Below are 12,226 nucleotides of genomic sequence, written 5' to 3' on the forward strand. Positions count from 1 at the left end.
GCGATGATGAACTGATACCCAGCCTCGTCGAGGGCCTCACAGTTGGCCTGGGAGAGCATCCCAGCATCAGCGACCACCACGATGTCTTCGATCCGGTGACGGGATTTGAAGGACTCCAGCACCGGAATGATCGTGGTGGCCTCAGCAGTGTTTCCTGGATAGGAATGGATCTCCAAAGGGAATCCGGTGCGATCGACCAACAGCCCCACCACCACTTGCGGGTCGACCTTACGCTCCTTGGAGTACCCGGGTCGCCGGTAGGTGTCTTCCTCATCGGCTTCGAAGTACAAGGTGGTGGCATCATAAAGACACAGCGAGATCGGACCATCAGAGGCGGCGAAACGGTAAGCAGCACTGCAGACCGCATCCCGCCAATTCTCGTCTTGAGCCCGGTGCAAGTGGCGTTTGATCGTCGAGTACGAGGGCACTTCCTCGATCCCTAGTGACTGAAGCACCCCGATAGCCCGCAGCTTCGATGAAGGCTCGACCAGACCGGCGATCACCAGTTTCTTGAATACCTCAGAACCCACAGCGGCCCCGAAACCTATGCGTTCATAGACCCCGCCCAGACTCTCGTAGAGCACCCGGGCCACTGTCCCTGCCATCCGCGCAGCAGAACCATCATCAGTGGCCCCAGTCGCGGCAGGAACGTCAAGGCCGGGCAGCTCAAATACCTGTTGCTGGGCCCCGAGGATCTCGGCCTTGCGCCGTTCTGCCTCAGCGACCAGCAACGCTACTGAAGCCTCATCGGCAGCTGAGCCGAAATGCTGGATCACCTGCTGTACTCCACGCGAGGTACGCATCAGCTGCACCGCCGTGGTCGCCTTGGCCTTCGCCCCGGTGCGTACCTTCCTGACGAACAGTCCCACACAGGCAGTCTAGCCACAACGTTAGTGCCTAAGATCAACCCCAGAACCCCGGAAACAAGCCGATGCACAGGCACTGAATCGCCTAACCACTCAAAAAGAACCAACTCGGGTCCAGCGGGCGCCTGTATGCCCTGATTCGACGAGATTTTTTGGCCAGCCGGATCTTCCCGACAGCACGGGCTCCCTCCACGATGACGACAGGGCTGTGCTCCAGCATCTCCACCAAAAGGTCCTGGGCGAAACGCCGCCGTACCCTGGGATCAGGCGAAGGCGGAGAAGCCGGTCAGGTCGCGGCCGATGATCAGTGACTGCACCGACTCTGTGCCCTCATAGGTGTGGATGGCCTCGATGTCGGCCATATGCCGGGCGACCTTGTTGGTGAGCAGGATCCCGTTGCCACCGAGCATATCCCGTGCCACCTGGGCGATCTGCCGGGCTTTGCGGGTGTTGTGATACTTGACCATGGACGCCTGCGGACCGGTGAGCTCTCCTGCCATATCCCGCTCGGTGGCATGCTTGACGTGCAACTGCATGCTGGTCAGCTCTGAGACCATGAAGGTCAGCCGTTCCTGCACCAGCTGGTGGGCCCCGATCGGCTTGGAGAACTGCTTGCGCTTTTTCGCATAGCTCAGGGCGGTCTCCACGCAGGCCGCAGCGTGCCCGACTGCTGACCAGGCCACTCCCAGCCGGGTGGCGAACAGGACCGTGGAGGTGTCTTTGAAGGACTTCGCGCCAGGGAGTATGGCATCGGCGGGGAGCTTCACGTCGTGGTACTGGATCAGCGCCTGGTGGATCGCGCGCAGTGAGGCCTTGTGCTCGATCACCTCTGCCCGGTATCCAGGTGTCTCCTGGGGCACCAGGAAGCAGCGGACCTGACCCTCGTGCTCGCCGCCGACTATGCGTGCCCAGGTGAAGGTGATGCCGCCGGAGGCACCGTTGCCGATCCACTTCTTGGCACCGTTGAGCACATAGTGGCCGGACTCCTCATCCCCATGCAGCTCGGCAGTGGTCTCTAGGGAGACGGAATCCGAGCCATGGGTGGGTTCGGTCAGTGCGAAGGCGCCGAGAGTCTCGCCGGAGGCCAGCGCGGCGAAGTGCTGGGACTTCTGCTGCTCGGAGCCGAAGAATGCCAGGGTGCGCAGCGCGAGCCCGCCTTGGACGGCAAGCGCGGTGCCCAGGGAACCGTCTACACGGGACGTCTCCATATTGACCAGGCCCGCAGCCATGGGGGAGAGGGTCTCCAGGCCGATCTCAGAGACATCGACGCCGTCGGTGAACAGGCCCAGTTCACCAGCCTCGCGCAGTAAGTCGGTCGGGAACTCGGCCCGCTCCCAGTGGCCGGTCATCCGCTCTTCGAGCCCGGTACCGAACTCACGGGCCTTCTTCCACCACAGTGAGTCAGCTTCTGGGAGGTCGGCGAACACCCCGTAGTAGTCGAGGTCGAGGGGAACGGTGATCTGGTAGTCAGGATCAGGCACGGAATCCGGAGCTTGTGTCATGGAACACATGTTACCCGATGGTCACAACGGTGGGTATGAGCGGAGTGCTGAGGCGAGCGTGAGCTCGCCGAGAGCTGAGCGGGCTCTGCCCGCCAGCGGGACAGTTCTTTAGGCGTGATGGCGAGCGTGAGCTCGCCGAGAGCTGAGCGGGCTCTGCCCGCCAGCGGGACAACTCAGTCCAAGGACGGCTCAACGAGGCCCAGCTCGACGGCGCGGATGAGCAGCTGGACCCTGTCGCGGACTTTCAGGCGCTGCATCAGGCGGCCCATGTAGACCTTGACGGTGGCCTCGGAGATCGTCATTTCTTCGGCAATCTCAGCATTGCGGCACCCTTTGGCCAGCAGGCTCAGCCCTTCGAGCTCACGGGCGGGAATGCGGGGTGCTTCGGGGAACCGCTCCAGGGCGGTGGCCACTTGGGACGGGTTGTTCTTCACGGAGACCATCAACTGGTGAGCAACAGCTGGGGAGAACGGGGCGAGCCCTTCGTGGACCTGGTGGAGAGCGTCGATGATCTCCTCCGGCTCGGCATCTTTGACGATGTACCCACCGGCCCCGGCACGCAGAGCTGGGATGACATACCGTTCGGTGGAGAAGGTGGTCACTGCCAGCACGGCGATTTCGGAGAAATCTTCGCGAATTGCGCGCGTAGCGGCTATTCCGTCCATAGTGGGCATCTGCAGGTCCATGATCACCACATCTGGGCGAAGCTCTTCGCAGATCTGTACGGCATCCTCGCCGTTACGGGCTTCTCCGACGCACACCAAGCCCGGTGATGAGTCCACATAGGTGCGCAGGGCGGTTGACATCAACGGATGGTCGTCCACGACGAGAACGCGCACAGGTACGAGCACGGAAACCACCGAATCAGCGTCAGTGCGTTGGTAGCCCATGGTCATGATGCACAATTCTAAGTGCATCGGCTCGTTTTTCTCTGGAAAGCCTCTTGACTGCTCCCCATCGGCTTGGTGCCCGGCGTTCTAGACTGAGGAACATGCCCGCATCAGCTCGTCAGCTTGTCTCGACAGTTGTTGAAGACTTCGAGTCCGGTGGCTTTTGGTCCTGCCGGGATCTGAACAAGTGGTTGTTGGTAGTGGTCACCCTGGTCTTTGGCATTGCCCTGGGTGTTGATGTCTTCTATGAGGTCCTGATCAGTGAGAGGTCGCCTCTGGGGCTCATTGTCGCCGGGGTGATTTCGGTGGGATGTGTGATCCTGCTGTGGGTCTGCGTGACCTATGCGGTGGCCGCGGGGCTGGGGATCCTGATCATGGCGCTGTTCGCCGACGGAATCGCCTACTGGGTGGTGTTCGCGCTTCTTCTGGTTGGCTTGGCCGCGGTGACCACCACCAAGCCATTCCGCCGTGGGGCTCTGGCAGTCGTGATCCTCTGGGCAGGTGCCCTCGGCGCGACAGTAGCTGATGCGACCGCCGGCACCTTTCTCTTTCTCGGGGTCAGCCTGGGACTGCTGGTCGCCTACGGGATCGGTGCTTCCTTCCGGCAGGCCACCCACGCCAGACTGCAGTCTGCCCGTGACCTCGAAGAGGCCCAGGAGCTTCACCGGCGGGCCAAGGCGGCCGAACGCAAATCGATTGCCAGAGATTTGCACGACATCGTGGCCCATGACATCACCATCATTGCTATGCAGTCCCGCGCGGCCCGGATGCAGGACACCGATGAGGCATACCGTGAGGCGGTGACGATCATCGGGGACTCCTCCAGGGCAGCGCTGAATGACCTGCGCAGAATGCTGGCGCTGCTCAAGGATGAGAAGATCGTGGACGATGACACAGGCCCGCTGTCCTCAGCCAGCGAGCTCGACATTCGGCGGGGCGTAGAGGCATTCGCGGACCGGCTGGAAAGTCTGGGCATCACCACCCACCGTGTCTGCGGCGGAGACCTGGACACCATCTCCCGGTCGGTGAGCGCTGCGCTGTACCGGATGCTGCAGGAGTGCACGACGAATGTAGCGAAGTACGGTGGGGAGGGCGCTACCTGTTGGATCACCATCGACGTCGGCAGTGAGTATGTGGAGATGCGTGTGACCAACACCGTCCAGAAGACTTCCCCTCGCGCTGTTTCGTGGGGCACCTCAGAGACTGGGCTCATCGGGGTGGGAGACCGTGCCCAGGCCTTTGGCGGGGCCTGTGACGCAGGATCCGATGCTCAGGGGCGCTGGCATGTCCGCATCACTGGCGTGAAAAAGGCCTGATCACCGCTGCGAGGCAAAGTTTAGACAAAAGTTGACTAGGCAGGTGCCGCATCAGGCAACAGAATCTATGGGTGAAGTGCTGAAAACATGCACTCCGCAACAGGTTGATGTGGGCACCTGGAGTTTCGGTGCAACGGCTCCAGACAGACTCCTCCAACCTGTGGCTCGGGCGGTGGGAACGGCACCGCCCGAGCCCATCACACAGTCTCTGCGCGGCTGAGCGGCTGAGCGATCCACCGGCCGGCCCCCAGCAGCACACCCGCAGGGAAGCCCACAATGGGGATCAGCATCGGCACCAGGCCGCCAGTTCCGGCGAAAAGCACCACGGGTCCGTAGAGCAGCCCCACCAGAACGTAGCCCAGCACATGTACCACCGGATTCAGGTGGTGCCGCAGCAGCCAACTGACCAGCAGCGTTCCCGGAATCCCGACCGCGACGGCGGCTACGGCCAGCAGCGGGATCAGTGGGGTCAGGTACCCTGCGCTGTCGAGCCCGGGGACGAAGGAAAGACTCAGCAGGAGCGCCCCCATCAGCGCGGTCGGCACCAACCATGAGACTGTCCACCCCACAGCACCGAGACGCAGCCGTGGCCGTGGGCGGATCGATCGGTACTTCCCACTGCTGGAGCGCCGGCGTGAGGTGGTCTTTTCGGGAGCGGGGGTTGTCATGGCGTTCGCTCGCTTCCCTCCGGATCCTCGCGGCTATGCCGGAGTCCGTGCTCGCTCACTGGGTGTGTCCTACATGCGCGAGTGCTTGGCGGATCAGTTGCTCACGGCCGCCGAGGAACTCTGCTTGCACCCCTGGGGCCAGTGCTTGCTCCGGAGTCAGCCAGGAGACTTCCAGAGCATCCTGCCTCGGCGAACACTCGCCGTTGACCGGGACGATGTAGGCCAGCGAGACCGCATGCTGCCGGTCATCCACCAGACCGGTCTCCGAGGGATAGGGGAAGTACTCGGCGACGGTGAAGGGCGCCGGCGATGCCGGCAGAAGCGGCAGCGCCAGCGATCCGAGGTCTTTCTCGATGTGGCGGATCAGCGCGGCACGTATGGTCTCGCGGTAGAGCACCCGGCCCGACACCACGGTGCGGTAGAAGTGACCATCGTCGTCAGCGGAGTAGAGCAGGCCGATCTCGGTGACGTAGCCCAGTGCGTCCAGCCGCACGGGGATGGCTTCCACGTACACCATAGGGAGGCGACGCCGGGCTTCGTAGAGGTCCTCATCGTTGAGCCAACCGGGGTTGGGGTCTGGGGTGCGTACGGACATACTCCCATCGTCTCATGTTGGTGCGGCCTGTACTGCGCCAGCGCAGGACCAGCTGTTCTCAGATGATGTCTTCCAACGGGCGTCCCATGGCAGCTCGGCGCTCGGCGTGATTGATCCTGTACCGCCGGGACTGGGTGCACAAGATCACGATGAAGGCGCCCATGGCTGCGGCCAGGGCTATCCAGACACTGGTGACCTCTCCCAGGATGCGGGGGAAGACCAGCCAGAACAGACCCCAGGCCAGCCCAAGGGCGATGGTGATCCGGCCGCGTTCGGTCATGGAATAGAACGCTGCGGTCCAGATGCACAGCAGCAGCCCGACCATTGCCCAGAACGTGGCGGAGACGCCGGGGACCTCCCAGCCACGGTGGGTCAGCCAGACGGAGAGTGCGCTCATCGTCTGAATCAGTGCGAACCCGTAGAAGAGTCCGACAACGTCATCGGTGAGCTGGCGCTCTGTATCGGACCGCGCAGTGTAGAGGTTGAACTGGCGAATGGCCTGGGTCAGCACCCCAGCGATGACTGCTGCGCTGAGCAGTGCCAGGGTGAATATCCCCGCGTGAAGTGCGGTGGTCATCACCAGCATGAGGCATGATGCGGTGCCCACCAACCATCCGGATCGCTGCTGGCGAGGTGTGGAGTGTTGGGAGCCTGTCCACTGGTAGATGGCGTGGGCCACCAGGGTGAGGGTGATCAGCGGCCAGATCCAATACCAGTTGTGATCTGGAGAGAGCAACGCGTGCTCGCCAGAAAACCACCCCTCGGCATGGACCTCCTGGAGTCCGTTCTGTGAGGGGATCGCTGGGTTCTCCTCGCGGGAGCCGAACCAGCCGAGCATCCATATGGTCGACAGGACTGAGGCCAGTGCGCCGAGGCTGACGAAGACCCGTCGAGCCAGATCCCACCGGGTGGGTTCGGGGTCGGCGTCCCTTGAGGGCAGATTGTAGGGCGGGATGTAGGTATAGAGGTCCTCTTCGTCGTCGGCAAACTCTGGTGACTGCGGAGGATAGTGCGCGCCGATGTAGCCGGACCCGCCATAGGGCAGCGGTGCGGGCTCCGTGGTGGCCTTCTCGATAGCCGCGGCCTTCTGAGCGATCACTGTGCGCCGGCGCTGGTCATCGAGTTCGCGGCGGGCGACTGGGAATCCGGGCTGCACTGATTGATCGCCGCGGTAGGCGGGCAGCACTGTGGTCTGTTCAGCTGGGTCATCGGCCTGAGCCGCCTCGGGAGTCCTGGGCGTCTCATCTGCTGGGGGAGGCGGGCCGTCCTCCCCGGTTTCCAGGATCGGGATGGCGCCGGTGAAGAGCTGATCGGCCGGACGCTGTTCTACAGGGGGCGGCTTGGGCAGCCCGATCCGCGGCGAGTCGCTGGGGGAGGCCAGTGGTGCGGGACCGCTGCTGCTGTGGCGGGCACGGTGGCGTGCGGGCGCACCGGTCGGTGTGGTCGCCGGCTCAGGTTGCTCGGGGGAGTCCCCCGCGGGGGCATCGGCAGGCTGTGCGCTGGCAGCTTTGGCTGTCATCGCCTTCTTCCGGGCCTGACGAATCCGGTATGTCGACCACCAGTTCTTGGCCCGCTCATCCAAAGTGTCCAGGAAACCGCCCAGGCCCTTTTCCGGTCCTGAGGGGACGTCGGTGATGGGTGCTACTCCGGTCCTCCGGTCCGGCGGCTCGGCCTGCGCTGTCAGCTGGGACTGATCCTGCTGCTCAGCGCTGTGCTCAGCGTCGTTTTCGTCCTGCGAACTGGTCTGGCCGTGCTCTGGGGAAGCACTGTCATGCTGGTCCTGCAGCTCGTCATCGGTCTGGTCCGAACTCTCCCGAGCCTCGTCTGCTGAGTCTGCGGACGTGGCGGACTTCAACGGCGCGGGGGACTCCGGGGGCTGCGAGGACTCTTCGGAGCTGGGGCCTTCGGAGGCGTCAACGGACTGTTCCTGAGCCGGGGCTGAGTCTTCGACGGTCTCGGTCTGGTCCGCTTCCACGGAGTTGCTCTGGGAGGGTTCGGGCGCGGAGGAGTCGGGGTGTGTCGGCTCGGACAACGGCTGCCTCCTCGGGATCGCCTGTGCACTGGGCGGCTCTGTGGCTCTGAACTCAGCTGACGGTGCTGCCACCGGGTTCCAGGGGTCGTCTACGACGCCGCCTGGTGACCAGTAACGCAATGATCAGCCCCACCAGCGTACCGATACCTATGCCCATAAGAGTGCTTGCCCAGGGGGGTAAGCCGGTAGTTGTTCCCGTAATGTAACCTAAGCCGATCAGCCAGGAGCTCCAGATCAGTGCGCCGAGCACGGCCAGGGCGGTGATTCGCGGACCGGAGAGGCCCATCATGGCGGCGGTGGCCATTGAGGTTGTCCTCCCGCCGGGCATCCACCGGATCAGCAGCAGGCCGATCCAGGTGCTGGCACCGCCCGCCCGGAGAGAGGTCCGCAGCAGTCCACGGTGCAGCCGCCTGCCCCAGCGCCAACGGTAGAGCACCCGGATCAGCTGATACCTGAACAGCAGATAGACCACCAGGTCTCCGGCCAGGCACCCCAGTGTGGTGACGATCAGCACCCAGGTCAGTGACAGTGCCCCGGCGGAGGCCATGGCCCCGGAGGCGATGACGAGCACCTCCGAGGGGAACGGGGGGATCAGCGCGGTCAGGGCGACGAAAAGCGCCTGCAGCGGCAGGTACCAGACTCCCCACTCGTCGTGCAGCTCGACCATCTACCCCCTTATTTCCTGCCGATCAGGCCGCCGGCGTGGGCTTCACCGGAGCTTCAACGAGTTTACGCTGGGAGGTGAAGCAGCGGGGCGCTGCCGAGAGCGGGTCGGTGAAGCTCAGGCTGTGCGCCAGCAGTTGCAGCGGGGCATCGAAGTCATCGGGCGAGTCGTCCCACAGCTCAGGGTAGAACCGGTCGTGGAGGATACCCAGCCCGAGCATCGCCATGTGAACGCGAAGCTGATGAGTCTTCCCGGTGTGCGGGGTGAGCCTGAACAGTGCGACACTGCGGCCGGCCCTGTTCTGCCCGTGTTCGATCAGCTCAATGCGCGATGACGAGTTGGGTCCGGGGACGGGGTCTGTGCGGCGCCGCCCTTTTGCTGGAAACCGTCGATCATGGGGGCGTTTCCCGGAATCAGCCACCTCATAGGACACCAGCTGGCTGACCACCACCCCTTTGGTCTTCTCGATCCGGTTGCGCACGGTGAGCGGAAATCGGTCTGTCACTGCGTAGGGCTGGTCGTTGAGGAGGCTCACACACTGGTATGTCTTGGAGACCCTCCGATTTTCGAACAGCAGCTGGTAAGCACCACGGGTCTCTGGGTTCTTGGCGAAGAGCACCACTCCAGCCGTGCCGCGGTCCAGCCGGTGAATTGGGACCAGCTCCGGAAGGCTCAGCCGGTTGCGCAGTCTGACCAGCAGCGATTCCTGCACGTACCGTCCAGCGGGGGTCGTGGGCAGAAAATGCGGTTTGTCCACGGCCAGCAGGTGGTCATCCTCGAACAGAATCTGCTCAGTGACCGGCAGCGCAGCCTCCTTCGGCAGTGAGCGGTAGTACCAGATGAACTCGGCACTGCCCAACGGGGCCTGCGCAGTCACCGGGGCACCCGCGGAGTCCACCACCTCCCCGCTGCTGAATCGAGCAGTGATGCCGGCAGGGTCAATATGCCCGAAAGTCTCCAGGACATACTCGTGGACGGTGGACCAGGGGCCGGTCAGCGGGACACGCAGCCTAGTGGCATTGACGCCGTTGCGTACCGGAAGTGGGGACTTCTGCGGCACCGGGTGGGGTCAGCTCCACTCAGGGGCTTTGGCCGGAGCAGCGTTGGCGGCCGAGTCCGGGTTTTCGGGGTCCGGTGCGACGTGCGGATGATTGATCTGCCAGGTCACACCGAACCGGTCCTTCACCCAGGCGAAGTTCTGGGCGAATTCGTAGTCACCGGGTTCCATCAGGTACTCCCCGGCTTCGGCCAAGGACTCGGTGATCCGGCTGAATTCCTCCGCTGTGTCCACCACCACGGCTATCGACATGGAGGGGGTGAAGTCGAAGTCCTGCTTGACCAGTGAGTCCTGGATCATCAGCACCTGTCCGCCGACCCGCAGCTGCGCGGTGGCCACCAGAGTCTTCTCCCAGTCCACCACGGCCTCCATCGCAGCAGTGTCGTCGAGCCTTCGGTCCGCCGACCCCTCAATCGCCTCGGACGACCCACCGCCAGCGGCGGTCTCCTCCCGGGTCGATCGGGCACCGGGGGTGGTGGCGTCGTCGTTCTCGGCTGCCGGGTCGAAGATCTCCGTTCCCTCCGGGTGGTGGAGGACTTCCAGGAGCTTGGCGTCGGGAAAGGTGTCCAGGTAGTGGTCGATGGCCTCCTGAGCGCGACCCTGGAACATCAAGAACGGCAGACACAGAATCATGAGGCCAAGAGTAGCTCATGGAGGCAGGTGCCGGCGCCGGCACGAGACCGCCCCTGCCACCCTGAATCCCCGCGCCGACCCTGAATTACTGTTGGCAGCAGGGGATTGATGGTGGCAGCCCCGGGTGCGGGGGAGGTGATCAGGGAGTGAATCGCAGCCCCGAGGGTGAGGAGTGGAACCCTGCGGCTTTGAGTGACTCACTGAACCGGTGCTGCAGTACGGGTTCGCCGTTGATCCGTTCCACCGCGAGTCGTGCTGTTCTGGCCCGCCGCAGAGAGCTCACCAGTACATGGGCTGCGGCATCCATCAGCTGCTGGCTTGAGGCGTAGAGCAGCATGGTCCGTCCGCCCCGCTCCATATACAGCAGCAGCTCGCCGTCGCAGATTACGACGACGGCGCCTGCCTTGCGGCCCGGACGCGCTTTGGTGGCGGGCTGTTCGGTGCGGGATTCCTCTACAGCGGGCGCTGCCGGCCAGTCCAGGGCTGCGCCGAAGGGATTGGCGGGGTCGGTCGCCGCCAGCGCTCGTGGTGCGCTGAGGTGTGGGGTATGGGGGTCGTCTTGGCGCTCAAGCCCCTCTGCTATCTCCCGCAGCCGGTCGATGGTGGCACTGGCGGTGAACTGGGCTGCGCCGAGGTGTTCGATGAAGTAACCCCGCCGAATGTGCCCGGCCTCTTCTGCGGCGGCGAGGACCTTGTAGACCGCGGCGAACCCGCCGGGTGTCTGCTCGGCGACCACTGAGCCCCGGGTGAGCACCCCGTAGCGGTCGAGCAGGATCTCGGCGCGGGCATGGGCCAGTTCGGTGGGCGCGGTCTCCAGGTTGGGGATCAGCTGCCATCTTCCGCCAGACCCGTAGGCTCCCTGGGGGGATGCCGCTGTGCCGCGCGCCGCTGCCACGGCCTGCCGGAGTGCGGTGCGCCGGGTCACGCGCCTGTTCTGGGCGGCCGAAGGTTTGGCCTTGTGCGCGGTGGGACCGCCGCCCATGAAGGTGCGCACCGGTGCAAAGCTGTCAGGGTGGACCTGTCCGGACCAGAAGAGTTCCCATATGGCGTGCTGCACAGCCTCGGCGGTGGCACCTTCGATCTGGGCGGAGACGGCTTCGGGGAACCACGCACCGCCGCGCTGCAGCACAGCGAGCACTTCGTCGGCGAGTCCTCCGTGAGTCAGCTTCTCGCGTGTGGAGGGGATCAGGGAGGTTTCCTCGGCGGGGTAGAAGGCCAGCCAGCCGTCATGCCCGGTGAGTGCCCCATGTCCGGCGGTCAGGAACTCTCCGCTGGTCAGCAGGGTATCCAGCATGGCGGGCTGGTAGTCACTGACCCGGGCAGGAAGGATGAATGACTCCCATGCGCTGGCCGGGGCAGGCAGTCCGGTCAGCTGCCGGAGCACCTCGGCCAGTCCGGCCTGTTCGCTGACCTGGGTGGTGCTGGTGGTCAGCTGCCATTCGCCCAGCAGCTCCGCGTAGGCTCGCGGGGGGACGGGCTCTACTGCCGCACGCAGCGCGGCCAGGGACCGGCGCCGGATCCTGCGCAGCATCTGCGCGTCCACATATTCGACATCAGCTTCGGCCTCTGGGGTGAAGCGCCCTTCCACCAGGCGCGCGTCTCGGGTGAGCCTGGTCAACACCTCGGCCACCACGGCCACAGGCAGGCCCAGCGCGGTGCTGGTCTGAGCTGGGGTGAAGGGGCCGTGGGTGCGGGCGTAGCGGCTGACCAGGTCCCCGACCGGATCCTCCACCGGCTCCAGGAAGGTCTGGGGCACACCCGGCGGGATGTTGACGCCGAGACCATCGCGAAGCCGTGCGGCATCCTCAACCGCTGCGAACCGCTGCTGGCCCTGGACGGTGACCGGCATGGCACGCTGTGCTGATACCAGTTCCTCGGCCCAGACCAGTGCGTGCTCAGCAGCGGATGCCTCTGCGGTGAGGTCCGGGGCCTGCGCGTGACCGCCGCCGGGACCAGCTTGAGGTGTGAAGGCCGGTGCCTCTGCACCCGGCCGAGAGGCGAGC

The 12,226-nt window shown here is 64.6% G+C and carries 11 protein-coding genes; 1 reads left to right on the plus strand and 10 read right to left on the minus strand.

Annotated elements, in window-relative coordinates:
• The 3 genes from DVO78_RS06815 to DVO78_RS06825 form a co-directional block, all read right to left on the minus strand.
• A partial coding sequence (locus DVO78_RS06815) for an IS1634 family transposase (RefSeq protein WP_157983900.1) occupies positions 1-869 on the minus strand: 869 nt, incomplete at its 3' end.
• 260 nt (positions 870-1,129) lie between these two features.
• Positions 1,130-2,368 (minus strand): acyl-CoA dehydrogenase family protein, encoded by a 1,239-nt coding sequence (locus tag DVO78_RS06820; protein ID WP_120004072.1) that lies wholly within the window; start codon positions 2,366-2,368, stop codon positions 1,130-1,132.
• Between the two features lie 173 nt (positions 2,369-2,541).
• Positions 2,542-3,264: a response regulator gene (locus DVO78_RS06825; protein WP_238385182.1), complete on the minus strand. Its 723-nt coding sequence runs from the start codon at positions 3,262-3,264 to the stop codon at positions 2,542-2,544.
• 95 nt (positions 3,265-3,359) lie between these two features.
• Between DVO78_RS06825 and DVO78_RS06830 the strand changes: the two genes are divergently transcribed.
• Positions 3,360-4,574 (plus strand): sensor histidine kinase, encoded by a 1,215-nt coding sequence (locus DVO78_RS06830; protein ID WP_120004073.1) that lies wholly within the window; start codon positions 3,360-3,362, stop codon positions 4,572-4,574.
• Positions 4,575-4,771: 197 nt separating this feature from the next.
• Here DVO78_RS06830 and DVO78_RS06835 read toward each other — a convergent pair whose 3' ends face one another.
• From DVO78_RS06835 to DVO78_RS06865, 7 genes are all read right to left on the minus strand, one after another.
• Positions 4,772-5,242 carry a hypothetical protein gene (locus DVO78_RS06835; protein ID WP_120004074.1) on the minus strand — a complete coding sequence of 157 codons (471 nt, stop codon included), beginning with the start codon at positions 5,240-5,242 and terminating at the stop codon, positions 4,772-4,774.
• A 55-nt stretch (positions 5,243-5,297) separates the two neighbouring features.
• Positions 5,298-5,837 (minus strand): NUDIX hydrolase family protein, encoded by a 540-nt coding sequence (locus tag DVO78_RS06840; RefSeq protein WP_120004075.1) that lies wholly within the window; start codon positions 5,835-5,837, stop codon positions 5,298-5,300.
• A gap of 58 nt (positions 5,838-5,895) precedes the next feature.
• The gene (locus DVO78_RS06845) at positions 5,896-7,869 is read right to left on the minus strand and encodes a hypothetical protein (protein ID WP_120004076.1); all 1,974 of its coding nucleotides are present in this window, start codon (positions 7,867-7,869) and stop codon (positions 5,896-5,898) included.
• 52 nt (positions 7,870-7,921) lie between these two features.
• A complete protein-coding gene (locus DVO78_RS06850; RefSeq protein ID WP_120004077.1) occupies positions 7,922-8,536 on the minus strand; it encodes a DedA family protein in 615 nt (204 codons plus the stop codon).
• Positions 8,537-8,558: 22 nt separating this feature from the next.
• Positions 8,559-9,593, minus strand: coding sequence for a pseudouridine synthase (locus DVO78_RS06855; RefSeq protein ID WP_120004078.1), 1,035 nt, complete (start codon positions 9,591-9,593; stop codon positions 8,559-8,561).
• Between the two features lie 9 nt (positions 9,594-9,602).
• The gene (locus DVO78_RS06860) at positions 9,603-10,223 is read right to left on the minus strand and encodes a VOC family protein (protein ID WP_120004079.1); all 621 of its coding nucleotides are present in this window, start codon (positions 10,221-10,223) and stop codon (positions 9,603-9,605) included.
• A gap of 139 nt (positions 10,224-10,362) precedes the next feature.
• A partial coding sequence (locus DVO78_RS06865; protein WP_420799066.1) for a DNA glycosylase AlkZ-like family protein occupies positions 10,363-12,226 on the minus strand: 1,864 nt, incomplete at its 5' end.

This window comes from Nesterenkonia muleiensis (assembly GCF_003600155.1).
GTDB lineage: Bacteria > Actinomycetota > Actinomycetes > Actinomycetales > Micrococcaceae > Nesterenkonia > Nesterenkonia muleiensis.

What these genes read in the sequence shown, in the direction of transcription:
- DVO78_RS06820 (WP_120004072.1), bottom strand. Translation starts at nt 2,368, where the DNA reads ATGACACAAGCTCCGGATTCCGTGCCTGATCCTGACTACCAGATCACC.
- DVO78_RS06825 (WP_238385182.1), bottom strand. Translation starts at nt 3,264, where the DNA reads ATGACCATGGGCTACCAACGCACTGACGCTGATTCGGTGGTTTCCGTG.
- DVO78_RS06830 (WP_120004073.1), top strand. Translation starts at nt 3,360, where the DNA reads ATGCCCGCATCAGCTCGTCAGCTTGTCTCGACAGTTGTTGAAGACTTC.
- DVO78_RS06835 (WP_120004074.1), bottom strand. Translation starts at nt 5,242, where the DNA reads ATGACAACCCCCGCTCCCGAAAAGACCACCTCACGCCGGCGCTCCAGC.
- DVO78_RS06840 (WP_120004075.1), bottom strand. Translation starts at nt 5,837, where the DNA reads ATGTCCGTACGCACCCCAGACCCCAACCCCGGTTGGCTCAACGATGAG.
- DVO78_RS06850 (WP_120004077.1), bottom strand. Translation starts at nt 8,536, where the DNA reads ATGGTCGAGCTGCACGACGAGTGGGGAGTCTGGTACCTGCCGCTGCAG.
- DVO78_RS06860 (WP_120004079.1), bottom strand. Translation starts at nt 10,223, where the DNA reads ATGATTCTGTGTCTGCCGTTCTTGATGTTCCAGGGTCGCGCTCAGGAG.